Here is a 25,524-nt window from a genome sequence, read left to right as displayed (position 1 = left end):
TACAGCTCAAAGGATCTAATTTATTAGTAACTACTTAAATACTGTTCGCGCTCCCAAGGGTGTACTTGCGTACGGAACATGTTAAAGGTGAATCAACACAAATCAAAAGAGGTCAAAAGACTGGTATATTAACGTTTTTAAAATTAATTAATTCAAACTAGGTAAAATGATTTCAACTTTCATGGGTGTTTTATGGGTGTAATCATGGGTGCGATAATATCAATCATGTCCTACAAAAGATAAAAACCCTTTGAACCGTTATGGATCAAAGGGTTTAGTATATTAATAACTACTCAAATACTGTTCGCGCTCCCAAGGGTGTACTTGTGTACGGAACATATCCCATTCAATCTCTTTTGATTCAAGGAAGTGTTCTAACAAGTGCTCACCTAGAGCTTCTTTGATAACTTCATCTTCGTTCAATTTCACTAGCGCATCATATAGAGTGGCTGGTAGATCTTGAACTCCGTTTTCTTCACGTTCTTTCTTGTTCATTACATAGATGTTGCGGTCAACTGGTTCAGGAGCTTCCATTTTGTTGCGTACACCATCTAGTCCTGCTGCTAATAAAACAGATAGAGCCATGTATGGGTTCGCTGAAGGGTCAACACTACGAGCCTCGATACGAGTACTCATACCACGTGCTGCTGGTACACGTACTAGTGGGCTACGGTTTTGACCAGACCAAGCTACATAACAAGGCGCTTCATAACCTGGTACTAAACGCTTGTAAGAGTTAACAGTCGGGTTTGTTACAGCAGTGAAGTTAACAGCGTGCTTGATGATTCCAGCTGTGAACTGATAAGCTACTTTACTAAGCTCTTGTTCTCCTTTTGGATCATAGAACGCGTTACCTTTTTTATCGAATAAAGACATGTTCGCGTGCATACCTGAACCGTTCACACCGAATAATGGTTTCGGCATGAATGTTGCATGTAGGCCGTGCTTACGAGCAATCGTTTTTACAACTAATTTAAACGTCTGGATATCATCTGCGTGCTTAACAGCATCAGAATATTTGAAGTCGATTTCGTGCTGACCAGGAGCTACCTCGTGGTGAGAAGCTTCGATTTCAAAGCCCATTTCTTCTAACTCAAGTACGATATCACGGCGGCAATTTTCACCTAAATCAGTAGGTGCTAAGTCGAAATAACCACCTTTATCATTCAATTCCATTGTTGGATCTCCAGCTTCGTTCAACTTGAATAAGAAGAACTCTGGCTCAGTACCAATATTGAAAGCAGTGAAACCTAATTTCTCCATCTCTTCTAAGTTTCGCTTCAAGTTATAACGAGGGCAACCTTTGAAAGGTGAACCATCGGGATTATATATGTCACAAATGAAACGAGCGACTTTCCCTTTATCTGAAGTCCATGGGAAAACCACAAAAGTATCTAAATCTGGATGTAGAAGCATGTCTGACTCTTCAATTCTTACAAAACCTTCAATCGAAGAACCATCAAATGTCATTTTGTTATCCAATGCTTTATCAAGTTGGCTCAATGGAATTTCTACGTTTTTAATAGTTCCTAATAAATCAGTAAACTGTAAACGGATGAATCGTACATTTTCCTCTTCAAGTCTCTTGTAAATATCTTTTTTCGTAATCTTTGACAAAATGTTTCCTCCTAAAAGTTTTTATTCCATATATTAATGGTAGAACCTCGAAAGGTCCCCCTGTATCATGGACGATTTACTACCATAACCAGCCTCGATCAATTCTTTACGAAGCAAATTATGCAATTCTTTCTCAGTAAGATCCCGTTTTTCAGATGGTTGTTTTTCCTCAACACTTTTCTGGGCAACTTGCGGATCTTCCAATTTCATTCTAAGTACTTGTTTAATTCCTGCTAAATTTACACCTTGATCAATCAATTCCTTGATTTCAAGCAATCGGTCCACGTCATAAAAAGAAAACAAACGACGGTTCCCATCTGATCGCTTAGGCATCACTAAACCTTTTTCTTCATAATATCGAATTTGGCGAGCAGTCAATTCTGTAAGCTCGGTAACGATACTAATAGGAAATAATGGCATTGACTTTCGATCATTCAGTTGCATACCAACACCTCCAAGATAAAACTATTATATACAGTGTTATTATAAATGTCAACTGATGTCAGGAAAGTTTACATGAAAATATAAAAAAATAACCTAGACATACGTCTAAGTTACTTTTCCCCTGTTTGAATTTTTAAAACGCCTTTAGTGATGGCTAATTTTACATGCTCATAAGTTAGTCCACCTTGAACATAGAGAGTATATGGCTGTCTAATCGGACCGTCAGCTGTTAATTCAAGACTTGCCCCTTGAATGAAAGTCCCGGCAGCCATGATTACGTCATGGTCGTACCCTGGCATATAACTGGCATGTGGAGTTACATGAGAGTTGATTGGCGATTGTTGTTGGATTTCTTGTGCAAAGGTGATCATCTCTTCTTTCGTTGAAAACGTTACAGATTGAATCAGATCGGTCCTCGAATCATTTGGTCCGGGAGTAGTCGTATAACCTTCTGAAGAGAGTAGAGTAGCTGTATACATGGCACCTTTTAATGCCTCTCCCACAACATGGGGCGCCAGAAAGAAGCCTTGGTACATTTCTTGAAGACTATAAAGACTTGCGCCTGTCTCTTTACCTAGTCCAGGTGCCACTAACCAGTTTGCGCACTTTTCAATCAAATGATTTTTACCTACTATGTATCCTCCGGTTTTTGCTAAGCCTCCGCCTGGATTTTTTATTAATGATCCTGCGATGAGATCGGCACCTGCTTCGGTGGGTTCTTCTAGCTCAACAAATTCCCCGTAACAATTGTCTACAAAAACAATTATGTCGGATCTTATTCCCTTCACAAAACGGATCACGTCTCTTATTTCTTTGATCGAGAATGATGGACGATCTGCATAGCCTTTTGATCGTTGGATGGCTATCATTCTAGTTTTTGGTGTAATTGCAGCTTTAATAGCTTCATAATCCATATGACCATCTTCAGTCAATGCAACTTCGCTGTATTCGATTTGATAATCCCGTAATGATCCATCATTCTTTTCTTTAATGCCAATGACATTTTCTAAAGTATCGTAAGGTCTTCCTGTAATGGATACTAGTTCGTCTCCTGGCCGAAGCACACCAAATAAAGCAGTGGTGATCGCATGTGTACCAGAAACAATCTGAGGACGCACCAAGGCATCCTCAGAATTAAATACTTCAGCATAGAGCCGTTCTAATTGTTCACGACCTGAATCATCATATCCGTATCCAGTCGAGGGACTGAAATGGAAGTCACTGATTTGTAGTTTTTGAAAAGCATTTAGCACTTTCTCTTGATTAGCTGTTACAATACTTTGGATGTTTTTCAATTGTTGATTCATTTTATTTTCTGTTTCATTTATTTTATTCAGTATTTGGTTATTCATTATTTTTGTTCACTCTCTTTGTCAGTTGGTGGTAAAGTGGCGAGGTAGGATTCACAAACCCTGATACCTCGTATTCTTGTGTGTCCTCATTGAATGACCTTTCACTCAAAATCGTCTGTTCTTTTATTCGGTGGAGCAACTTACCCTCATCTGCGGCAACCTCGACTTTGTACTTTTCCCATTCTTGCTTAACAACTTGTTCAATATATTCTTTCAACCGATGAATATCACTTTTAGCTTTTGCAGTCATCAAGATATTAGGCTTTGAATAAGGGAAAAATTCATCTTTCAATAAGTCAGACTTATTATAAACAGTTAGAGTAGGGATGTGATCGGCCTCCAGCTCTTCAAGGATTTTTCGCACAGTCTTCTCTTGTTCAATCGCTTTTGGATCTGAACTATCTACGACTAATAAAATGAAATCTGACTGAGTTACTTCCTCCAATGTTGATCGGAAAGCTGCGATCAAAGTAGTAGGTAATTGTTGTATGAACCCTACAGTATCGGAAACGATAGCCTGGAACCCACTAGGTAGATCTACTTTCCTCGTTAATGGATCCAGTGTGGCGAATAGCTTGTCCTCTTCCAACGAAACTTCATTAGTTAATTGATTGAACAGAGTAGATTTTCCTGCGTTCGTATACCCGACGATCGAAATTTGGAAGGCTGATTGATGCTTCCTTCTTTCCCGATATTGATTTCTTTGATTGACCACTTGATCTAATGATTGTTTGATATCAGTAATACGGCGTTGAATATGGCGTCGATCTGTTTCCAGTTTGGTTTCACCTGGACCTCTCGTACCTATTCCACCACCTAGACGGGACAAAGCTTCACCCTGCCCAGATAAACGAGGTAATAAGTACTGTAGCTGTGCTAATTCAACTTGCAATTTACCCTCTTTTGTTCGAGCCCTCATGGCGAAGATATCTAAAATCAACTGTGTTCGGTCAATTAATTTCACATTCCATTTGTTAGATAAATTCCTTGATTGCGAAGGCGTCAATTCACTATTCATGATAATCAGTTCGATCTCGTGCTCTTCAATGTATTCCTTTATTTCCTCTACCTTTCCTGTACCTAGGAAAAGTGAAGGATGCATTCTGTCACGTTTTTGGATAAAAACTTCTTCAATTTCCGCATCCACTGTTTCAGCAAGTGCACGGAGCTCTTCCATCGAAGTTCTAAATTGCTCATCAGAATCTTGTTGTAGTTGGCAGCCAACTAATATCGCTTGTTCTTCCATAGATAGTCTCCTTGAAATGAATTTATAAAATTATTATATCCCTAATGAAGGTGTACTTAAACCGTTTTGCCAAAAGAAAAGAGCCTGCACGAAAGTGTGCAAGCTCACATAAGGAATCATCTATCAATTATGATTCCAGATCAATGTTTCTGACAGGTGCAAATGTGGATATCGCATGTTTAAAGATTAATTGCTGTTTTCCGTCGGTTTCCAATAAAATCGTAAAATTATCGAATGATTTAATGATTCCACGTAACTGAAACCCATTTGTTAGGAATACAGTCAATTGAATCTTTTCCTTACGAAGAGTATTAAGATACGTATCCTGCACATTTGTCGCGTTTGCCATTTTTGTTTCCTCCTCTTTCTATCTGTTACTGATTACTATTCTCCAAACTCTTTAACATTCCTTCTAAATCTGAAAAAATTGTTGAAAAATCTTTCCTGTAATTTTCAGGGTCGATGTTATACCAATGCACGTCTGGGAGCTTGTTCCGATAGTAAGTCAGCTGTCTTTTCGCAAAACGTCTCGTATTCCTTTGTACCAGACGGATCGCTTCGTCTAGTTCATATTCCCCGTCAAAATAAGGAATAAACTCTTTATACCCAATAGCCTGCATACCTTGAGCATCTTTTCCGTACTTCTTATAAACGCTTTCAACTTCTGCTAATAATCCTGAATCCATCATGTCCTTTACACGGTTATTGATTCGATCGTAAAGGGTTTCTCGCTCAATCTCTAACCCAATGATAATTGGGCGAAACGGGGAGTGAGCTTCCTGATTCTCTTCAATCGAGGTCATGGTTTGCCCGCTTCTTTCATAGACTTCCAACGCACGGATGACTCGTCGGATATTATGAGGGTGTATTTTCTCAGCATAGTCCGGATCGATCGATTTCAATTTTTCAAAATAAGGTTCAATTCCATTTTGCTCTACATGATCTAGCATTTCCTTTTCAAATGAATCGTCTCGTTTAGAGTCAGAAAAGGTGAAATCAAAGAGGGCTGAATGTATATAAAATCCGGTGCCTCCGACGACGATGGGTAGCTTGTTCCTTCCAACGATGTCTTCTACTTTTTCTTTTAAATCCTTTTTGAAATCCGCAGCAGAGTATGACTCACTGGGATCTAGAAAATCCAATAAATGATGCGGTACACCATCCATCTCTTCTTCTGTCACTTTGGCCGTTCCGATATCGAACTCTTTATAGATCTGCATGGAGTCCCCGTTGATGACTTCACCGTCGAATTTTTTGGCTAGTTCGATTCCTAGCGCGGACTTCCCGACAGCAGTTGGACCTATGATACTTACGACAATTGGCTTCATATTTGTAACCACCTAATTTACATGATGCGTTTAAACATTTTTTGAAGTTCATACTCACTAAAATGAATGACAATCGGACGGCCGTGTGGGCACGTAAAAGGATCTGTGCAAGTTTGTAATTCTTTTAGAAGATAGTCCATTTCTTGATGGTTCAAATAGTGATTGGCCTTGATCGATCTTTTACAAGACATTAAAATCGCCGCTTCTTCTCTAATTTTATCTACAGAAATCGTTTGGTCCGTAATCAACTCATCTACCATATCTCTGATGATGGACTCTTCTTCCCCGTTCGGAAACCAACTTGGGTGAGACCTCACAATGTAGCTTTGGTCACCGAAAGGCTCGAGAAACAGTCCGACATCCTCTAATTGTTCCCTGTTCTCTTCAATCGCTATAACTTCTCGAGCTGTAAACTCGAATGTTATAGGCACTGATAACTCCTGCGTTTCACGTTCAGGATTACCTAATTTCTCTTTGTAATACTCGTATTTGATTCGTTCTTGTGCAGCGTGCTGATCAATCATATATAACCCTTCATCATTTTGAGCTAAAATATACGTGCCGTGTAACTGACCGATAGGGTAAAGTGTAGGCATCCGCTTATATGATTCGTGATCTTCAACCTCGCTTGTTTGAAATGGATTAGGAGCAACCGATTGTTGATGCTCCTCTTCTCCTTTATCAAAATCGAGCGTTTCTCGAATATGTGGTTGATTGTTCTGCACTGGGGAATCAAAACTGTCTGATGAGAATGTTTGATCATTTACCTGCTTCTTTGGTGCTTGTAAATCAAACGATAGCTCTGTTTGAGTAGACGGTTGCTTTTCTTTTTTCTGACCAGAAGGAATCAAGCGTTGACCGTGTAACAGCTGATATACTGCGTCCTTGATGATATTAAATAGCTCTTTTTCCTTACTGAACCGTACTTCCGTCTTTGCAGGATGAACGTTGACATCCACTAAATAAGGGTCCATTTCTATTTGCAGAACGACGAGTGGATATCTCCCGATCGGTAGAAATGTATGGTACCCATCAAGAATGGCCCGGTTAATCACGGGGTTCTTAATAAAACGGCCATTCACTATCAAAGAAATATAATTTCGGTTCGCTCTTGTGAGTTCAGGCTTCGAAATATAACCTTCCACATTGTAATCCAATGAATCCTCTGAGAGCTTGTACATATTTTGAGCGACTGATCGCCCGTAAATTTGTTGAATGACGTGCAATAGTTCACCGTCCCCTGGTGTCAGAAACATACGCTTCCCATTATGCACACACTCAAAACGAATCGTTGGGTGAGACATCGCCATTCGATTGATGATATCGGTAATATGACCGAGTTCTGTGTGAATCGTTTTTAGATACTTCAGTCGTGCAGGTGTATTAAAAAATAAATTCTCCACCAAAATTTCCGTTCCTCTACGTTTAGTGGACGCTTGCTTTTCTTTAATCTCTCCACCGTGAACGACAATCTCAGTACCTGCTTCCTCACCTGTTGACGTTCTTAAAGTCAACTGACTGACAGCGGCAATACTTGCTAAAGCTTCGCCTCGGAAGCCTAAAGTTTTAACACGGAATAATTCGTATTCATCGAGAATCTTACTGGTCGCGTGACGGAAAAACGCACGCTCAGTATCATCCGGTGCAATCCCTTCACCATCATCGACCACTTTGATTGAACGCAAACCCGCTTCTTCTAGTTCTATTTTGATTCGTTTGCTGCCAGCATCAATACTATTCTCAAGTAATTCTTTTATAACAGAGGCGGGACGTTCAACCACTTCACCTGCTGCAATTTTATTCGATAAATCATCTGGCAATTGAACGATTCTACCCATGAGATCCCTCCGTTACGTCAGTTTTTTCTGTATTTCATATAAAAAGTTCATCGCATCCATCGGTGTCATTTGCATTAAGTTCTTATTCTTCAATTCATCCATCGCTTCTATTTCTTTCGTCCAACTCATTTCAGGTGTGCCTTCGAATAGAGTCAACTGTTCTTCATCACTCGAATGAGACTCACGGATCGTGTTCGTCGTCTCAAATGTATGGAGTAAATGATAAGCCCGATCAATGATTTCATCCGGTAGGTCAGCCAATTTTGCTACATGGATTCCGTAACTTTTATCAGCTTTTCCTTTTTTAATATGATGTAAAAAGACGACCTCACCGTCTCTTTCATCGACTTCTACATGAACATTCTCTAGATGATCTAAACTGTCTTCCAAAGTAGTAAGTTCATGATAGTGAGTCGAGAATAACGTCTTGGCTTTCACTTCATGATGAATATATTCAACGATTGACTGGGCCAGTGCCATACCATCATACGTACTAGTCCCTCTACCAATCTCATCTAGTAAAATCAAACTCTCATCTGTTGCATTTCTTACTGCATGTTCTGCTTCTAGCATTTCCACCATGAATGTACTTTGTCCCGAGACAAGGTCATCTGCAGCACCAATTCTAGTGAAAATCTGATCGAAGACAGAAAGATCAGCGACCGAAGCTGGTACAAAACAACCTATTTGTGCCATGATGGCTGTTAAGCCGACTTGTCTCATGTACGTACTCTTACCGGCCATATTCGGACCTGTAATCAAGAGAACATTCGTACGTTCGTCCATACGGATATCGTTTGGGACGAACTCTTCTTTCATGACCTGTTCCACGACTGGATGACGACCTTGTTCAATGATCAATTGTTTATTTCTATTCATAGAAGGTCGAGTATAATCATTCTCTTCACTCACATTTGCAAAGCTCAACAGAACATCGATATTACTAATTTGTTCAGCTAACAATTGAAGAGCTGGAATATAAGCTTTCATACGGTCTCTAATTTCTACAAAGAGCTCATACTCGAGTGCTACACTCTTATCTTTTGCTTCTAAAATAAGTTGTTCTTTCTCTTTCAACTCATCTGTTATGAATCTCTCTGCATTAGCCAGTGTCTGCTTTCTCTCGAAACGCTCCAAATTGACATTGTTTAAATGAGATTTTGTCACTTCTATATAATAGCCAAACACTTTATTGAAGCCTATCTTCAATGACTTGATACCGGTGCGCTCTCTTTCTTGCGCTTCTAAGTTTGCAACCCACGTCCGGCCATTTCTAGAAGCTTCACGGTATTCATCCAGTTGACTGTTATAACCATCCTTGATGATATCCCCTTCAGTAATCAAGATCGGAGGGTCTTCTGAAACACTAGTATCCAGTAATTCATATACTTCTTTATAAGGTTGAATATCCTCAAGCAATTCTTGAATCGTCGGTTCATCTACTTGTAGCAAAGTTTCTCTTATGGAAGGTAAGACTTTCAGTGATTTTTTTAATTGTAATAGATCACGCGCATTCACGTTCCCGTATGATATTCTTCCAGCTAAACGCTCCAAGTCATATACATCTTTTAAGGATTCTTTCAGTTCTTCCCTTTCAAAGAAATGATCCATTAATGCTTGTACTTGTTTGTGACGACGTTCAATAGAAGACTGAGATAACAGGGGCCGGTCGATCCATTTCTTAAGCCTTCTAGCTCCCATAGCCGTCGATGTACGGTCTAACACTTCTAAGAGTGTCCCCTGTCTACTTTTATCACGGATCGATTCCATCAATTCCAAGTTTCTTTTGGAATATAAATCTAGTTTCATATATTGTTCTAACTCAACATATTCAGCTTGTTGCAGGTGTGATAAAAAACGTTTCTGTGAACGGTAAATGTATTGGAAAAGTCTCGAAAATCCTTTGATTAAAACGGGTTGTTCGAGCTTCTCTATTAAGTAAGAAAATTCCTCTGGTAAAGAACAATCGTCTTCTTCAGATATCGTGACATTCAAATAATGAACGAGTGATTCTTTCCATGAATCATCAAAGTCTGAAGCTATAACCACTTCTTTTACCGGTCGATTGTAAAGTTCACTTAAAACATCTTTCCACGTTCCGCTAACCTGACTAACTGAACTTTCACCTGTTGAAAGATCGACATAAGATACCGCGTATATGTCATCTTCATATGTAATCGAAGCTAGAAAATTGTTCTCGTCTTCATTCAACATACTGCCTTCCATAATCGTCCCTGGAGTGACGACTTGTACAACTTCACGCTTCACTACACCTTTAGCCACTTTAGGGTCTTCCACTTGTTCACATATAGCAACTTTATAACCTTTTTCGATTAATTTCTTTATGTAATTTTCTGCAGAGTGATAAGGTACACCACACATCGGGATCTTTTTGGCTCCGCCGTCTCGCTGAGTAAGTGTAATCTCAAGCTCCTTTGCGGCTTTTAATGCATCATCAAAAAACAGTTCATAAAAATCTCCCATACGGAAAAATAAAAATGCATCTTGGTTTTCATCTTTTATTTTCAAATATTGTTTGATCATAGGAGTGTATTCTGCCATGTCCGTTTCCTCCAATTGCTTATATCTAACGTTCAGTATAGCATATTATGACGCTTTTCTTCATTCAGAAAAAAGAAAGGACTGGTGATCAACACCAGCCCTCTAAATGATTTCTTAGTCTCTATCAACTTCTATATCAGCTAACTCAGATTCTAACCCATCCAAATCAACATCATCTTCATCGAAGCCATTTGGTTCCACTTTAGCCCAAACTTTTGTTTCTCCGATTAGATCTACTACAAATTCTCTTTCCAACTCAACTTTAACTTTTGCTCCTTGATCGACAATTTGGCATTCTAATGTATTAGGTTGTTGAGTTGCACGAGCAACGACATCGAAATTGCTTGAAATACACTTTTCGTCGCGCATCGCCAAAGGTATTTTGTCTACGTATTGTTTACGTTCAGTGACAACCTCAGTTTTTGTATTATCGCTGTATGAATACCAAACATTAATGTCGTAGGCTCCTGAAACTTCTACGTATTTACCCCGTTTTTTGGCTTCATATTGATGATTGATAATCCAGCAGCCTAGAATACTAGTTGGGCGATGATTGGGTGAAACCATATGTGATGTTTCAGAGAACTTCTTACCTTTACCACATACAGCCTTTGTGATAATTTCGCGATATTCACGATCTAGCATTTGCCTTCCTCCCTCTTCTTTAACCATTGTATTTTATGCAAACTAGGTATCTGGTGTGATTGCCTAGAAGATCATTTGTTACATGGTATGTGTTTGCCCATCGATATGTGAGGGAGATTGATTTATATAAGGCTATAAAAAACTCCTTCCAGCTCTAATACGCTGAAAGGAGTTCATTAGAAAATTAAAATTTGTTTTTAACTCTTGAGCCTGTTTCACCGTGTAAAACGTTTCCACCGGTGTTTCTGACGATTTCATCAGTGACTTCATTTGAAATCGTGTGAGAGATCAATTGTAGAATATCGTTTACTACAACCTGTGATTCTTTGAATTCACTTACAACTGGAATCTCGTCTAGTTCCTGTTGCATACGATCAAGTTCTTCCTCAACTCTCTTGGAAGCTTCTGGTTTATCGTAATGTTGAAGATTCACAGCTTGTTTTTGCAATGCTTTAATTTTCGTAATATACTGCTGAACTTTTTTGTTTTCATTTATTTTCTCTTCTAATTGGATAAAGCGTTCAATTTCTTCAATATTAGCTAGCTTTTGTGCTAGTTCCTTCGCTTCTTCAACGATTTCTTTACGTGTATATTCTGCCATTTTATTTCACCTCTGCCGTTTCTTCTACCATTTCACCATTTAGTGACCATGTTTTTGCCTCAGTTACTTTTACTGGAACAATCTTACCGATTGCTGATCGTGGAGCACGGAAATTCACTAGCTTGCTGTACTCAGTATAACCAGCTAAAACGTCAGGATTATTCTTACTTTCTCCTTCAACTAATACATTGACGATTTGACCTTCATATTGCTTCATAGCTTCAGCTGAGTATGCATTCACTTTCGCATTCAACCGTTGTAAACGTTCCTTCTTTTCCTCCATGGATATCTTATCATCAAACTTCGCTGCTGGAGTACCATCTCTTGGTGAAAAGATAAACGTGTAAGCTCCTTCAAATCCGACTTCATCATAAAGAGACAGTGTATCCTCGAACTGCTCTTCAGTCTCATTCGGAAATCCTACGATAATATCTGTAGAAAACGAAGCGTGTGGAATTGCTTCTTTAATTTTTCCTACTAACTCAAGAAAACGTTCACGAGTATACTTACGCCCCATCAGCTTCAGTACTTGTGAATTACCAGACTGAACAGGAAGATGAATGTATGGCATCAAGTTTCCACCTTTTGCGAGTACTTCAATCAAACGATCGTCAAAATCGCGTGGATGTGAAGTCGTAAAACGGACACGCGGGATATCGATTTTGCGAATTTCATCCATCAGGTCTCCCAAACCGTACTCAATATCAAGGTCTTTACCATAAGCATTTACGTTCTGCCCGAGTAACGTCACTTCTTTATAACCTTGAGCGGCTAAATGTCGAACCTCTTGGATAATATCCTCTGGACGGCGGCTACGCTCTTTACCACGTGTGTATGGAACGATGCAATAAGTACAGAACTTGTCACAACCATACATGATATTCACCCATGCTTTAATGTTACCTGCACGTCGTTTCGGTAAATTCTCAATGACATCGCCTTCCTTAGACCACACTTCAATCACGCGCTCTTTACTAAGATGAGCATTGTGGACTAATTGAGGTAGGCGGTGAATATTGTGAGTACCGAAAATCAAATCAACTTGGTGGTGTTTCTCTAGAATACGATTGACCACTGCTTCTTCTTGGGACATGCATCCACAAACACCAATGATTAGATCCGGATTTTCAACTTTCAATGGTTTCAGGTGACCAATTTCACCAAATACTTTGTTCTCCGCATTTTCACGGATCGCACAAGTATTTAGTAAAATAACATCAGCTTCTTTTGCTTCAGTTGTTGGTTCATAACCCATTTCTTCGAATATTCCAGACATGACCTCTGTATCGTGTTCGTTCATTTGGCAACCGTAAGTTCTGATTAAGTATTTCTTTCCTACACCTAACCCTTGGAATTGCTCATCGATAGCAAAGTCGTCATGGTATTTGACTTCCTGCTTTCCTCGCTTTTGAGCCTTTCTTAAGTTAGGAGCTTCATAAGTCGTTTCAAAATATTTTATAAAGTCATCAGACGTTTTTTGCTTTAATCGATCCAGGTTGTCCTTCTCGCCTGAAGGATTAACTTGTTTAATCTGACTTTGCTGCTTTCGTTGTTCTTCGTTCATGTGAAAGCGCTCCTTTCATCTATTACAAAAACCGTATCAAAACATATTCATACATGTTCTAAGTATAAAACCTAACCACCATTTTAACAACAAGTGATATGTAAATACAATTATAATCAGTAAAGATGTCAAAGGAATGACAAATTTGAGACCAGGAATGTTCATTTTAGATCTGAAGGGACATCTCCTTAAATTTAAGCAGTTATTAATTTTTAGCTGTGTTAGCGTTTAGTGTTGATTTTATCTAGAAACACACATGAAGCGGAGACGCTGAGGGATCAGCGCAGTGCGAAAATCCATTTTTCCGGAATGGCAAAGGAGGAAAAATTAGTTGAGCTCAAGCCCCTAGGCAAGCTTTCGCTTCTAAGCTTTGACAATATCAACAATGGACTTTAACTGAGCCAACTTTAAATATCCAACAACAAAAAACTGGTACCAGACTTAATGTCCGATACCAGTGATTATTTGTGTGAATTACCTGGGCTCAACAATTAATTTAATAGCTGTCCGTTCTTCCTGATCAATCATAATATCTGTAAATGCTGGAATACAAATTAAGTCGACACCACTAGGAGCTACAAATCCTCTTGCTATTGCTACAGCTTTTACAGCTTGGTTCAGTGCACCTGCACCAATTGCTTGGATTTCTGCTGTACCACGTTCTCTTAGTACGTTTGCTAGGGCACCTGCCACAGAGTTTGGATTGGATTTCGCTGATACTTTTAATATTTCCATTACTAGGTCCTCCTTAAAAGACTATAATGAGTTCATAATATTCTTATTCAGCATTTAAAGAACTATTCCTTTTATTATGAATGATTTGTCCGAAAAATTCAAATATTTAGTGAAATCTCATGTGGTCATCATTAATAAGTATGCGCTTTACCTTCTTAGCTATACCTGTTTGATCATCTAATGTCACAACTATACCGCTCAATACAGTTCTCTCAGTTTCTGGCACCTCGAACTTCACAGGTAGAGCAGTCTTGAATCGTCGGATGACGGCTTCTTTCTCCACTCCTAAGATGCTATCGTAAGGTCCGGTCATACCTACATCAGTAATATATGCCGTTCCATTCGTAAGAATTCGTTCATCGGAAGTTTGAATATGTGTATGAGTTCCAACTACGGCTGAGGCTCTACCATCTAAGTACCAACCCATCGCTTGTTTTTCACTTGTTGCCTCAGCATGAAAATCGACGAATATGTGATTTGTCTTTTTCTTGGCTTCTGTAATGAGGTCATCAATGATTTGAAACGGATCATCGATCGGGTTCATGAATGTACGCCCCTGCAGGTTGATGACCGCTACTGTTTTGTTCTTAGCTTTGATGAATTGAAGACCTTTTCCTGGTGTCCCTTCAGGGAAATTGGCTGGACGTACCAACTTGTCAGTATCATCAATGAATTCAAAGATCTCTTTTTTATCCCATGCATGATTCCCGAGAGTGACGATATCGCCTCCCCACTCCAAAATCTGATTGAATATCTTTTTTGTTAAACCTTTGCCATGAGCAGCATTTTCTCCATTAACAATCGTCAGATCTGCATGATAATCTTTCTTCAACGAAGCTAGATTATCTTGAAGTGCTTGGCGTCCTGGTTTTCCTACAATATCTCCAATAAATAATATGTTCATTCCACTGACCCTTTCTACTTTTGTCTACTGAAATCATCACACAACTGGCGATTTCAGTCAAAAATAAAAACGGCTTCTCAGCCGTTTTTATTACTTCGCATATTCAACTACTCTTGTTTCGCGTATAACCGTTACTTTGATATGTCCTGGATAATCCAATCCATCTTCTATCTTCTTACGGATATCTCTCGCTAATTGCACTGCTTTAGAGTCGTTGATGTCATCAGGGCGTACCATAATTCGAACTTCACGACCTGCTTGAATGGCAAATGATTTTTCGACTCCTTCATAGGAATCTGCAATCTCCTCAAGCTTCTCTAAACGCTTAATGTAGTTCTCTAATGATTCACTACGAGCGCCAGGGCGTGCCGCTGATAACGCATCCGCTGCAGCAACCAACACAGAGATGATGCTTGTAGCTTCTTCATCACCATGGTGGGAAGCAATCGCGTTAATGACCACTTCATTTTCCTTATATTTCTGGCCAAGTTCCTTACCAATTTCAACGTGACTTCCTTCAACTTCATGGTCAACCGCTTTACCGATATCATGAAGTAGTCCAGCACGTCTAGCTAAGCGTTCATCTTCACCTAGCTCGGCAGCTAAAAGACCTGATAAGTACGAAACTTCTAATGAGTGTTTCAACACGTTCTGCCCATAACTTGTACGATACTTCAAGCGACCCAGAATTTTGATCAAGTCTGGATGGATTCCGTGAGCACCTACATCGAATACAGCTTCTTCACCAATTTCTCGAATGTATTCATCCACTTCACGGCGAGATTTCTCCACCATCTCTTCAATTCTCGCTGGATGGATTCTACCATCCTGAACAAGGTTTTCAAGAGCAATACGAGCAATCTCTCTTCGAATTGGGTCAAATCCTGATAAAATGACAGCCTCTGGTGTATCATCGATAATTAAATCAATTCCCGTGAGTGTTTCCAGTGTACGGATATTTCGACCCTCTCTACCAATGATTCGACCTTTCATCTCATCATTTGGCAGGTTGACGACTGAAACCGTAGTCTCTGAAACATGTTCAGCTGCACAACGTTGAATCGCTAATGATAAAAGATGTTTCGCTTTTTTGTCAGCTTCTTCTTTAGCCTTGTTTTCGGCATCTTTGATGATCAGAGCTGTTTCATGGGCCATTTCATCTTGTACACGATCCAATATTACTTGGCGAGCCTGGTCCTGAGTGTAACCTGAAATTCGTTCAAGTTCAGCTTGTTGTGTGTTTAATAACTCCTCCACTTTGCTCTCAGCTTTATTTAGTTGTTGTTGTTTTTCCGTTAAAGACTCCTCTTTCTTTTCCAGTGTCATTTCACGCTTATCTAGCGTTTCACTTTTGCGATCGAGCGTCTCTTCCTTTTGCAACAGACGATTCTCTTGTTTTTGAACCTCTGTTCGTCTTTCACGTAAATCATTTTCTTGTTCTTCTCGAATTTTATGATTTTCGTCTTTAGCCTCTAACAGAGCTTCCCTTTTTGCTGATTCTGCATTTCTTTTACCTTCTTCGACAATTTGCTTAGCCAATTCTTCTGCGCTTGAGATTTTAGCTTCAGCAATCGATTTACGAACAAAATACCCAACAAAAATACCAACTAAAGCTAGCAAAATGGAGATGATGAGCCATGTGATATCCATACATTCACCTCCTCTTGCTATTCTACTTTTCATTCAATCGTTTCATTTCGTGACTTGGTTGTACAATCAATCATTTGATAAATGAATGAATAAAAATGATAATTATACAATTTAATTTTAAGCTTGTCTACTACTCATGTCAAGGAATTGTCAAACTATTCCCCTATAATAGAAAAGCACCCTCATAAAGGTCGAAAATTAACGAACCTTTAAAGGATGCTTATGTGTTATTCTAGTTCAAGTTTCTCTTGACCTTCTGCTTCTTCTTCATTAACTTCATCTAAATTATAATGGTTACGGATTTCTTGATAGACTTCTTGATAGACATCTGGGTTATCCATGAAGAATTTCTTTGCGTTCTCTCTTCCTTGACCAAGTTTCTCGCCATTATAAGAGAACCAAGATCCACTTTTCTGAACGATATCCAATTCTGTACCTACGTCTAGAATTTCACCTTCTTTTGAAATCCCCAAGCCGTACATGATATCAACTTCAGCTTTTCTGAATGGTGGTGCTACTTTATTTTTTACTACTTTGATTCTAGTTTTATTACCAACCATTTCATCGCCTTGTTTAAGAGTCTCCGCACGACGTACTTCTAGACGGACCGATGAATAGAATTTCAAAGCGCGTCCACCTGGGGTCGTTTCCGGGTTACCGAACATGACGCCAACTTTTTCACGAATCTGGTTGATGAAAATGGCAGTTGCTTTCGATTTGTTGATCGCACCTGATAATTTACGAAGAGCTTGAGACATTAGACGAGCTTGTAAACCAACGTGCGCATCGCCCATCTCACCTTCAATTTCCGCTTTTGGTACTAATGCTGCAACTGAGTCCACTACAATGACATCAACTGCACCACTTCTAACAAGAGCTTCTGCAATTTCTAAAGCTTGTTCCCCTGTATCAGGTTGTGAAAGCAGTAATTCATCTATGTTTACACCCAATTTTTTTGCATAAACGGGATCTAACGCATGCTCTGCATCAATAAAAGCAGCTTGGCCTCCCTGCTTTTGAGCTTCAGCAATAGCATGAAGAGCGACTGTCGTCTTACCTGAAGATTCTGGACCATATATTTCAACCACACGTCCTCGTGGGTATCCTCCGACTCCTAATGCTACGTCCAATGCTAGTGATCCACTTGGAATTGTAGAAACTGCTTGTCCCTCTTGTTCACCAAGTTTCATGATTGAACCTTTACCGAATTGCTTCTCTATTTGTTTTAGTGCCATATCTAGTGCTTGTTTACGATCGCTCATTTTATTGCCCCCTTTGATTAAGTAACTCTATCATACTATGTTTTTATATATTTGCCAACAAAAAAGCGAATATTTGTTCTGTTATTATCTCTAGTAGATAATTAGATTATCTCTAAGTGAAAATGAGATTATTTTGCCTTAAATTGCATATCCAAAGTATTCAAAATTATTTTCAACCCTTGGAGAACTGCTTCTTCTCTGATAGCCTTGCGACTACCTTTGAGTTGTAATTTCTCCACAAGAGGTGATTTCCCTTTAATGCTTAACCCAATATAAACAGTCCCAGGTTCATGGCCATCAATTGAATCTTCACCAGCTACTCCGGTAAAACTTATGGCAAGATCAGAACCTAATTTTTTATTCGTATTTTCAGCCATTGAGATCGCACACTTCTCACTGACTGCACCATCATTCTCCAGAATCTCTAATGGTACTCCGACAACTTCATTCTTCACTTCATTCGTATAAGAAACATAGGAGCCCTTAAAGACATTGGAAGCCCCAGGATTAGAGACCATGGTAGAAGAAAAGAGTCCGCCAGTTAAGCTTTCACAGGCTGAGAGAGTCAGTCCATGATCTTCAAAAACATTTAAAACTAACTGATCGAGAGGCACATGACCATAACCAGTGAAATAATCACCGACAAGCAGCATGATTTCCTTCTCAATATCATTTAGCATTTCATCGGCTACTTCTAGAGAATCCGCACTAGCGGTCAAGCGAATGGTCACATACCCATTGGCCGCTAAAGGGGCAACAGTCGGATTCGTTTGGCTCTGAATAATAGATTTAATTTCTGATTCCAGCGTTGACTCACCGATTCCATGAAAATTCAATACCCTGCTAAAAAGTTGGTTCTGAATAAGGTTCTTAGTGTGGAAGAACGGGATGATCTTTTCTTCTAATAACCACTTCATTTCCTTCGGTACACCAGGCATGAAGAACCATTTGACACCTTCAAACTCATAGTGCACTCCTGGAGCCATACCTACTTCGTTTTGAAAGACTTCTCCACCTTCAAATACCAGGGCCTGCTTCTTGTTACTTTCTGGCATGAATTCATCACGCTCAATGTAATATTCTTCAATTTTATCCATAGAGGTTTGATCAAGATACAATTCCGTACCGAAAAGTTCTGCTGCTACTTGTTTCGTCTGATCATCTTCAGTAGGACCTATTCCTCCTGTTACAATCACAACATTCGATCTTGACTGAGCGATTTTGAACGCTTGGAACATACGATCATAATTATCACCAACAGTTTGCTGGTAATATGTATTGATTCCTAAGGTTGAAAGCTTATCTGATATCCAAGCCGCATTCGTATCCACAATCTGACCAAGTAACAACTCAGTTCCAACTGAAATAATTTCACATTTTGTATTACTCATTATTTAGAATCCCTCATTACATGCCAATTCTTTTTGAAATAATCGTAACCGGAAATAACAGTTACAATAGTGGCTAAATAAAGTAAGATGGTTCCTATCGGTAAACCGATATATGAAAACGGAAAGTGATGAAGTAATAAAAATCCTGCAGCTCCTATCTGTAACGTCGTTTTCAATTTCCCCATTTGGCTTGCTGCAAGTACGATTCCCTCTCCAGCAGCAACTAAACGCAGACCAGTTACAGCAAATTCTCTACTGATGATGATAATGACTAACCAAGAGGCTGCCAACTCCAATTCAACCAGACAAATGAAGGCTGCTGAAACTAATAGTTTATCTGCTAGTGGATCAAGGAATTTCCCTAAGTTCGTAACTAAATTATGTTTTCGTGCATAATGACCATCGATCCAATCCGTTAAGGAGGCGATTAAAAAGATAATAGCAGCTAACATATGTGATAGCGGTAACTCATAGATACCAATATCAAACGTAGCCCAATTAAAAGGAACAACAAGTAAGATGATGAAAACAGGAATTAAAAAGATTCTTGAAATAGTGATTCTATTAGGTATATTCATATTCATTTTTTCCTCCTATAAATTAAACTTTGAGAAAAACTTGGCTTCTGGCAAGTCCTAATAGCGAAAGCCTTAGTTTTTCACATACTTTAATCCTTTAACAAAGTTAAAAAATTCTAAAGTGAAATAAATCCTTTGCAAGTTGCAAAGGATTTACCTGTAATTACTCTTCAGATTGGTTCCATTCGATGGTTATATATTGACGCACTTCATCATTTGGATCCACTTCATATTCTAACTCATTTCCATTTACTATGATTGTTAAAGCTGAAGCATTACCAATATTCAGACGCACAGCAGACTCTTCACTTAAGTCAAAGCTAAGTGGTGACTGAGCCTCATCAAACATAGCTTCGTAATAAGATTCTGTTACTGATCCTTCTTGGATTCCACTTACACCTAACCAATTTTCCCCAGACGCTTCTAGTTCTAAATCGAATGAATCTGCATTATTGAGTTGATAAGTTGTTCGCGGGGTTCCAGAAGAATTATCTGTTTCCACTACTTCCAGTGAAGGTTCAGGAGCTTCTTCTTCCTGTTCTTCATCGCTCTCATCTGCCACAGCTTCTTCAGATTCTTCCTCTTCACTGCTTTCACTTTCATCAGATTCTTCATCGTCAACTTCAGGAGGTGTTACGACTTCATCGCCACCATCATTAGTTATTTCCTCATCATCACCAGAAATAGCTGGACTTATAACTTCAACGTATGCATACCAGATTCCGAAGATGATAGCTATAAGTAATAAAAACACTAAGATTTTGGGAAGCACATTAAAAAGCCCACTAGTTGATTTTTTTGAAGAGCTTGTGTTTTTTCTAGACGGGGTTACATAATCGTACTTTCTTTCCTCATTTTGAGGCAATTCACTTTGGTGTTCCTCAAGCAGCTCATCACCGTTCAACCCTACTGCTGCCGCATACTCACGAACAAATGCACGTACGTAAAAGTTGCCAGGCATGGTTGACCAATCATTAGCTTCGATTGACGATAAATACCTTTTTTGTATTTTCGTTTCAGTTTGTATATCATCTAATGATTTTTGTTGCTCTTCTCTTGCTTCTTTTAGCCTTTGTCCTAATTCCATAATTAACACCTTCCAACTCTAGAAGTCGAACATAGAAAATCCATCGTTATCTTCAAACTCAGGACTTTCGATTTTTTCATAAGTGATTTCTTCGTCAATGCTATTTCTTAACTCAATAAAATAATCAAAATCATCTAATGTATATTCTGAATTTTGAACAAATACATCTGGATGTTCAACCACTTTTACTGCAGGTAGCTGCATGACTTCCCTTACTAATTGCCAATGCTTCTCGCTAGATCTTTTGATTGATACAATTCCATCTAGGATGAAAAGATTGTCCACACTGTATTCATCTTTTATCAACTGACTTCTTACAGTTTGCTTTAATAAAGTACTTGATAAAAATAACCATTTTTTGTTCGCACAAACACTAGCGGCCACAATCGATTCAGTTTTACCTACCCTGGGCATTCCCCTGATGCCTATTAAAACATGCCCTTTTTTCTGAAATAATTCAGCCATGAAATCGACTAAGAGACCAAGTTCATCTCTAACGAACCTAAATGTCTTCTTGTCGTCCGAATTACTTTTTATATACCTACCATGCATGACAGCCAGTTTGTCTCGCAACTTAGGTCTTCTAATTTTGGTAATTCTAATAGTATCCATTGTGTTCAAAATCGTACGCAATCGTTCCATTTGTCTATCTTCTTTGGATAAAACGAGCATTCCTCTTCTGGAATTCTCCACACCATTGATCATAATGATATTGATTGACAACATACCGAGTAAGGACGCAATGTCGCCTAATAGACCTGGTCGATTGTATTGAATTTCATATTCCAAGTACCAATCCTTCTTTTCTTCTTCCATTGGCGGACTCCTTTTTCGACTCATTTCGACTTAAAATTATGTAAATGATTATATCAATTATTTGACAAAATTTCATAAACAACATGCTAACTTCATCATAAAGTATTTTATAGGATTAGAAAAGGAGAAAGATAATAATTATCGAATTTTTATTCCAATTATATAATAAAAACCCGTAAGCATCAGCCTACGGGGTTAACTACTACTTAACTGTACCTTCATCTTGTACCATTTTAACCATTATGCTCGCCATTGCGTGCCGCTCATCTTCTGATGCAACATTCCATAGATCTCTAAGTAAAGCTTCTTCTTCATTATGAGACTCTACTTTTGTTGCAAGGTGTTCCCCTACCTCGTAAGCCAGTTGGTTGATTGTTTGTTGCTCAACACCTTTTTCTTGTGCTTGGTGTAGACGGTCTCCCAAGAAATCTTTCCACTGATCAAAATTATCTAATACTGACATTCTACTTCCTCCTTTAAATTAAGTCGTTCTTATTTTTTACGGAAGTAGAAACAATATACCTATAAAAGCAAAAATTGCTTGAACTTAATACTTTCCACCGTTTACTTGGAGTGTATGTCCTTGAATATAACTAGAGCGATCACTTAATAAAAAACGTATAGCCTTCGCTACATCTTCTGGATAACCAACTCGCTGTATAGGTACGGTATCAAGCCAATCATTGACATCTTCTACGCTGAAAACCTTGTTCATGGAAGTCTCTATCATTCCTGGAGAAACTGCATTCACCTTTATATTTGAAGGTCCGACTTCTTTAGCTAAAGATTTCACAAAACTGATTTGAGCACCCTTCATCGTTGAGTAGACTACTTCATTACTTGCCCCTACTTCTCCCCAGATGGAAGAAACAACAATTATTGCACCTCGTTGCTGTTGAATCATATCAGGCAAGAATCTTTTGGATATCATCATGGTACTTTTCACATGAATGTGATATAAACTGTCCATTATGGAACTATCGGTTTCACTTAATAATTGATAGTAAGGAATTCCTTGGCAAAATAAAATCTCATCAACAGAAAAAGGAATCGATTCAAGAAAATATTCAATGCCTTCAGACGTACTGAGGTCACCTTGGAAAACACCAAGTATTTGATCCTCCCGCACATCCAACTCACTAAGTTTTATTGGGTGGTTATTATAGTGGAGAAGGAACTGGTAGCCTTCTCCTTTCAATTGATTGATGGTTTCAAGACCGATAGCGCTACTGGCTCCAATAATTAATAGTTTTTTTTGCACTGACACGATTATTCTTCCTCAGGTAGAACCATACAAACGGCAATGCGTTCTTCTTCTACCCAATCATCCAACGCTCGATTCAAATCTTCGGAAGTGAGATTTTCCATGGTCTCGAATACATCTCTATAATCGATCCCTAACTGATGGTAATGAATAAAAGTAGTCGCTGTACCCTCTAATTCATTGAATTCACGAATAAGTTCACCATACTTTTTCTTTTTGACACGATTAAAATCAGTATCGTTTATAGATGTTTCCTTCAAGCTCAATAACATTTCTCTAAGCTTGGCTGAAAACTTTTGAGGTTCAGTAGTATTTGCTCCAATAGCTGTGAAGCCGAAAGATTCTTCCATAAACATTTCAATACGTAATTTATCTATGATAAGCCCGTCTTGGTAAAGTTCCTGATAAAATTTACCACTTTTTGAAAAGTACAGATCCAAAATCATGTCCCGCATCATTTCGTTTTTCAAAAGATCTTTCTCTAAGTTCGTCTTTTTATCTTTTATTCCAAACATAACTTTAGGCGTCGAGATAGGCATATGAATTTTTTCTAATGGCTTATATACCTCATCCTTTTCATCGCCATAAAAACGTTGAATCGTATCCGGCGTCTCGAATTCTTTTTGGTCTTGGTCTTCACGAATTAATTGTTTCATCCGCTCAAGGTCGAAATTTCCGATGAGAAATAAGGTCATATTAGATGGATGATAAAAGGTTTCATAACATGTATATAGATCATCTTTTGTGATGTCATAAATCGAATCCACTGTCCCTGCAATATCAATCCGAACAGGGTGATTCTCATATAACGCTCCAATCGTCCCAAAGAAAAGACGCCAATCAGCTTGATCATCATACATACGAATTTCTTGCTCAATAATACCCTTTTCTTTTTCTACAGTTTCCTCAGTGAAATACGGTTTCTGGACAAAGTCCAACAACGTGCGAACGTTATCTTCTTCATCTGTCGTGCTAGAAAATAAATAAGCTGTCTGCGTAAAGGAAGTAAAAGCATTAGCTGAAGCACCTTTTTCAGAGAAATGTTGAAACACATCCCCATCTTCCTTTTCAAACATCTTGTGCTCTAGGAAATGAGCGATCCCGTCGGGAACAGTCACTTGTTGGGATTGATTCAAAGGAGTAAAAGATTGATCGATTGAACCGTACTTTGTAGAAAATATAGCAAATGTTTTCTCCATTTCTGGTTTGGGATATAGGTAAACATCCAGCCCATTAGGCAGTTGCTCATGGTAAATTTCTTCTTGAATGCGAGGAACCATTAGTTTATTCATCTTTCTCACCTCCGGTAGCTGTCAATAAATAGACAGTATCTAACTGCACTTTGTTCGCCATTTTTACAATGTCTTCTATAGTCACTTGATTGATTTCATCGAATACTGTTTCAATCGACTTCTCGGATCCACCAATCGATTGCTGATAAAACCATTCAACCATTCCACCCGCACGGTCAATCGTTTCCTTAACTTGGTGAATGATTGCTTTTTTCGTCTGCTCTAATTCTTCATCTGTGATCTTACCGGCTTTCATATCTTCAAACTGTTCAATTATAATTTTTTTAGCTAAATCATATTGATCGGGAGCTATACCACTAAACACAAATAATAATCCCTTATTACTTTCGATTCTGGATGCTGCGTAATAGGCAAGAGAATGTTTTTCTCTAACATTCATAAATAGTTTTGAGTGAGGGTAGCCACCAAAAATACCATTAAATACCTGTAGCGCCCGATAATCCTCATCTTTGAATGTCGTCATTGTTCTAAAACCTAAGTGCAGTTTTGCTTGCTGAAGCTTTTGTTCCTCAACAACCTCATTAACTTCAGACACCTCTTTATGATCCGAAGAAAAACTTTCTTGTCTTGGGGTCCTGTTCATCGTAAAAGTATTAATGAATTGTTCATTCACATCATCTTCATTAAAATCACCGACTACAAAGATATCTAAAGAATCGTTATTCAACATTGATTGGTATGTTTCCACTAATGTAGAGCCGTTTACGTTTGGTAAATCCTCCAAGTATCCATGACTATGAATACCAAATTTTTCATTCTCACACATATTGTCTATGAGACGCATATTAGCATATTGCATTTTTTCATCGATGATGGATTGTATTTTATTTTTCAATGTTTCTTTTTCACGTTCCACAATCGTGGGATCGAAAGAATTGTCGTTGATTTTAGGATTGGCTACTACTTCATAAAGAAAACTGATTGCTTTTTTTACAAGCTGATCTTCTTCAGGGATGAACTGGTCATTAGCAAAATCCAGGACTACTGTAATGACATGATTTTCACCCTTTTTTCCGCTATTGATGGAGAACTTCGCTCCATACATTTCGTCCAGTTTAAGTCTTAATTCCAACTCCGACGGATAATTTTCTGTCCCTTTTTGCATAATGAACGGCAATAATGCTCGCTCAGTAATAGTCTTTCGATCAAGAGGACTCGAAAATTTCAATGCGATCGTATTGGTTTTAAACTTTTTTGTTCGCAAAAAGTGTAATCGATAATTCGATTGATCGATCTGTTTAGGCTTGAGTGCTTCCATGATTATCCTCCTTATAATATCTTGGGTCTATTTTACCCTAAATAGTGGATAAATACATGTAATGACTAC

23 protein-coding genes are annotated in these 25,524 nt (G+C 38.5%); all 23 read right to left on the bottom strand.

Annotated elements, in window-relative coordinates; genetic code table 11:
* Window positions 1–282 precede the first annotated feature (282 nt).
* Window positions 283–1,617, bottom strand: coding sequence for a type I glutamate--ammonia ligase (gene glnA / locus CEY16_RS02800; RefSeq protein WP_101330445.1), 1,335 nt, complete (start codon window positions 1,615–1,617; stop codon window positions 283–285).
* A gap of 33 nt (window positions 1,618–1,650) precedes the next feature.
* Entirely contained in the window at window positions 1,651–2,061 is a 411-nt protein-coding gene (locus CEY16_RS02795) for a MerR family transcriptional regulator (protein ID WP_101330444.1), read from the bottom strand.
* A gap of 110 nt (window positions 2,062–2,171) precedes the next feature.
* Window positions 2,172–3,398: a methionine gamma-lyase family protein gene (locus tag CEY16_RS02790; RefSeq protein WP_420795515.1), complete on the bottom strand. Its 1,227-nt coding sequence runs from the start codon at window positions 3,396–3,398 to the stop codon at window positions 2,172–2,174.
* Window positions 3,399–3,405: 7 nt separating this feature from the next.
* Window positions 3,406–4,659, bottom strand: coding sequence for a GTPase HflX (hflX, locus tag CEY16_RS02785; RefSeq protein ID WP_101330442.1), 1,254 nt, complete (start codon window positions 4,657–4,659; stop codon window positions 3,406–3,408).
* 127 nt (window positions 4,660–4,786) lie between these two features.
* A complete protein-coding gene (gene hfq, locus CEY16_RS02780; protein ID WP_101330441.1) occupies window positions 4,787–5,008 on the bottom strand; it encodes an RNA chaperone Hfq in 222 nt (73 codons plus the stop codon).
* A 25-nt stretch (window positions 5,009–5,033) separates the two neighbouring features.
* Complete coding sequence (gene miaA / locus CEY16_RS02775) at window positions 5,034–5,987, bottom strand: tRNA (adenosine(37)-N6)-dimethylallyltransferase MiaA (protein ID WP_101330440.1); 954 nt, start codon at window positions 5,985–5,987, stop codon at window positions 5,034–5,036.
* A 17-nt stretch (window positions 5,988–6,004) separates the two neighbouring features.
* Window positions 6,005–7,825: a DNA mismatch repair endonuclease MutL gene (mutL, locus tag CEY16_RS02770; protein ID WP_101330439.1), complete on the bottom strand. Its 1,821-nt coding sequence runs from the start codon at window positions 7,823–7,825 to the stop codon at window positions 6,005–6,007.
* Window positions 7,826–7,837: 12 nt separating this feature from the next.
* Window positions 7,838–10,387, bottom strand: a complete 2,550-nt coding sequence (gene mutS, locus CEY16_RS02765) for a DNA mismatch repair protein MutS (RefSeq protein WP_101330438.1) — start codon at window positions 10,385–10,387, stop codon at window positions 7,838–7,840.
* A 114-nt stretch (window positions 10,388–10,501) separates the two neighbouring features.
* Entirely contained in the window at window positions 10,502–11,032 is a 531-nt protein-coding gene (gene cotE, locus CEY16_RS02760; RefSeq protein ID WP_101330437.1) for an outer spore coat protein CotE, read from the bottom strand.
* Between the two features lie 184 nt (window positions 11,033–11,216).
* On the bottom strand, window positions 11,217–11,633 hold the full coding sequence (locus CEY16_RS02755; protein WP_101330436.1) for a YlbF/YmcA family competence regulator: 417 nt from the start codon (window positions 11,631–11,633) through the stop codon (window positions 11,217–11,219).
* A gap of 1 nt (window position 11,634) precedes the next feature.
* Window positions 11,635–13,197, bottom strand: coding sequence for a tRNA (N6-isopentenyl adenosine(37)-C2)-methylthiotransferase MiaB (miaB, locus tag CEY16_RS02750; RefSeq protein ID WP_101330435.1), 1,563 nt, complete (start codon window positions 13,195–13,197; stop codon window positions 11,635–11,637).
* 474 nt (window positions 13,198–13,671) lie between these two features.
* A complete protein-coding gene (gene spoVS / locus CEY16_RS02745) occupies window positions 13,672–13,932 on the bottom strand; it encodes a stage V sporulation protein SpoVS (protein WP_101330434.1) in 261 nt (86 codons plus the stop codon).
* A gap of 106 nt (window positions 13,933–14,038) precedes the next feature.
* Window positions 14,039–14,836, bottom strand: a complete 798-nt coding sequence (locus CEY16_RS02740) for a TIGR00282 family metallophosphoesterase (RefSeq protein WP_101330433.1) — start codon at window positions 14,834–14,836, stop codon at window positions 14,039–14,041.
* A gap of 90 nt (window positions 14,837–14,926) precedes the next feature.
* Window positions 14,927–16,486 (bottom strand): ribonuclease Y, encoded by a 1,560-nt coding sequence (gene rny / locus CEY16_RS02735; RefSeq protein ID WP_101330432.1) that lies wholly within the window; start codon window positions 16,484–16,486, stop codon window positions 14,927–14,929.
* 227 nt (window positions 16,487–16,713) lie between these two features.
* Window positions 16,714–17,748 carry a recombinase RecA gene (gene recA, locus CEY16_RS02730; protein WP_101330431.1) on the bottom strand — a complete coding sequence of 345 codons (1,035 nt, stop codon included), beginning with the start codon at window positions 17,746–17,748 and terminating at the stop codon, window positions 16,714–16,716.
* A gap of 128 nt (window positions 17,749–17,876) precedes the next feature.
* Complete coding sequence (locus tag CEY16_RS02725; RefSeq protein WP_101330430.1) at window positions 17,877–19,139, bottom strand: competence/damage-inducible protein A; 1,263 nt, start codon at window positions 19,137–19,139, stop codon at window positions 17,877–17,879.
* Entirely contained in the window at window positions 19,139–19,717 is a 579-nt protein-coding gene (gene pgsA / locus CEY16_RS02720) for a CDP-diacylglycerol--glycerol-3-phosphate 3-phosphatidyltransferase (RefSeq protein ID WP_101331122.1), read from the bottom strand. The genes CEY16_RS02725 and pgsA overlap by 1 nt, the downstream gene beginning before the upstream one ends.
* Window positions 19,718–19,880: 163 nt before the next feature.
* Window positions 19,881–20,804, bottom strand: coding sequence for a helix-turn-helix domain-containing protein (locus CEY16_RS02715; RefSeq protein WP_101330429.1), 924 nt, complete (start codon window positions 20,802–20,804; stop codon window positions 19,881–19,883).
* 18 nt (window positions 20,805–20,822) lie between these two features.
* Window positions 20,823–21,620 carry a DUF3388 domain-containing protein gene (locus CEY16_RS02710; RefSeq protein WP_101330428.1) on the bottom strand — a complete coding sequence of 266 codons (798 nt, stop codon included), beginning with the start codon at window positions 21,618–21,620 and terminating at the stop codon, window positions 20,823–20,825.
* Window positions 21,621–21,822: 202 nt separating this feature from the next.
* Window positions 21,823–22,083 carry a DUF3243 domain-containing protein gene (locus tag CEY16_RS02705; RefSeq protein WP_101330427.1) on the bottom strand — a complete coding sequence of 87 codons (261 nt, stop codon included), beginning with the start codon at window positions 22,081–22,083 and terminating at the stop codon, window positions 21,823–21,825.
* A gap of 84 nt (window positions 22,084–22,167) precedes the next feature.
* On the bottom strand, window positions 22,168–22,887 hold the full coding sequence (gene ymfI / locus CEY16_RS02700) for an elongation factor P 5-aminopentanone reductase (protein ID WP_238378739.1): 720 nt from the start codon (window positions 22,885–22,887) through the stop codon (window positions 22,168–22,170).
* 2 nt (window positions 22,888–22,889) lie between these two features.
* Window positions 22,890–24,176 (bottom strand): EF-P 5-aminopentanol modification-associated protein YfmH, encoded by a 1,287-nt coding sequence (gene yfmH / locus CEY16_RS02695; protein WP_101330426.1) that lies wholly within the window; start codon window positions 24,174–24,176, stop codon window positions 22,890–22,892.
* Window positions 24,169–25,455 (bottom strand): EF-P 5-aminopentanol modification-associated protein YfmF, encoded by a 1,287-nt coding sequence (yfmF, locus tag CEY16_RS02690; protein WP_101330425.1) that lies wholly within the window; start codon window positions 25,453–25,455, stop codon window positions 24,169–24,171. The genes yfmH and yfmF overlap by 8 nt, the downstream gene beginning before the upstream one ends.
* Window positions 25,456–25,524: the final 69 nt, after the last annotated feature.

It is taken from the genome of Halalkalibacillus sediminis (assembly GCF_002844535.1).
GTDB classification, from domain to species: domain Bacteria; phylum Bacillota; class Bacilli; order Bacillales; family Alkalibacillaceae; genus Halalkalibacillus_A; species Halalkalibacillus_A sediminis.
The sequence above is the reverse complement of the archived record's forward strand: the minus strand, read 5'-3'. Positions and strand labels throughout refer to the sequence as shown.

Excerpts from the sequence above, each read along its gene's own strand:
- CEY16_RS02725 (WP_101330430.1), bottom strand. The coding sequence starts at position 19,139 with ATGAGTAATACAAAATGTGAAATTATTTCAGTTGGAACTGAGTTGTTA.
- hflX (WP_101330442.1), bottom strand. The coding sequence starts at position 4,659 with ATGGAAGAACAAGCGATATTAGTTGGCTGCCAACTACAACAAGATTCT.
- miaB (WP_101330435.1), bottom strand. The coding sequence starts at position 13,197 with ATGAACGAAGAACAACGAAAGCAGCAAAGTCAGATTAAACAAGTTAAT.
- pgsA (WP_101331122.1), bottom strand. The coding sequence starts at position 19,717 with ATGAATATACCTAATAGAATCACTATTTCAAGAATCTTTTTAATTCCT.
- yfmF (WP_101330425.1), bottom strand. The coding sequence starts at position 25,455 with ATGGAAGCACTCAAGCCTAAACAGATCGATCAATCGAATTATCGATTA.
- CEY16_RS02715 (WP_101330429.1), bottom strand. The coding sequence starts at position 20,804 with ATGGAATTAGGACAAAGGCTAAAAGAAGCAAGAGAAGAGCAACAAAAA.
- rny (WP_101330432.1), bottom strand. The coding sequence starts at position 16,486 with ATGGATATCACATGGCTCATCATCTCCATTTTGCTAGCTTTAGTTGGT.
- CEY16_RS02710 (WP_101330428.1), bottom strand. The coding sequence starts at position 21,620 with ATGGAAGAAGAAAAGAAGGATTGGTACTTGGAATATGAAATTCAATAC.
- CEY16_RS02755 (WP_101330436.1), bottom strand. The coding sequence starts at position 11,633 with ATGGCAGAATATACACGTAAAGAAATCGTTGAAGAAGCGAAGGAACTA.
- mutL (WP_101330439.1), bottom strand. The coding sequence starts at position 7,825 with ATGGGTAGAATCGTTCAATTGCCAGATGATTTATCGAATAAAATTGCA.
- CEY16_RS02740 (WP_101330433.1), bottom strand. The coding sequence starts at position 14,836 with ATGAACATATTATTTATTGGAGATATTGTAGGAAAACCAGGACGCCAA.
- yfmH (WP_101330426.1), bottom strand. The coding sequence starts at position 24,176 with ATGAATAAACTAATGGTTCCTCGCATTCAAGAAGAAATTTACCATGAG.
- spoVS (WP_101330434.1), bottom strand. The coding sequence starts at position 13,932 with ATGGAAATATTAAAAGTATCAGCGAAATCCAATCCAAACTCTGTGGCA.
- hfq (WP_101330441.1), bottom strand. The coding sequence starts at position 5,008 with ATGGCAAACGCGACAAATGTGCAGGATACGTATCTTAATACTCTTCGT.
- CEY16_RS02795 (WP_101330444.1), bottom strand. The coding sequence starts at position 2,061 with ATGCAACTGAATGATCGAAAGTCAATGCCATTATTTCCTATTAGTATC.
- cotE (WP_101330437.1), bottom strand. The coding sequence starts at position 11,032 with ATGCTAGATCGTGAATATCGCGAAATTATCACAAAGGCTGTATGTGGT.
- mutS (WP_101330438.1), bottom strand. The coding sequence starts at position 10,387 with ATGGCAGAATACACTCCTATGATCAAACAATATTTGAAAATAAAAGAT.
- miaA (WP_101330440.1), bottom strand. The coding sequence starts at position 5,987 with ATGAAGCCAATTGTCGTAAGTATCATAGGTCCAACTGCTGTCGGGAAG.
- recA (WP_101330431.1), bottom strand. The coding sequence starts at position 17,748 with ATGAGCGATCGTAAACAAGCACTAGATATGGCACTAAAACAAATAGAG.
- CEY16_RS02705 (WP_101330427.1), bottom strand. The coding sequence starts at position 22,083 with ATGTCAGTATTAGATAATTTTGATCAGTGGAAAGATTTCTTGGGAGAC.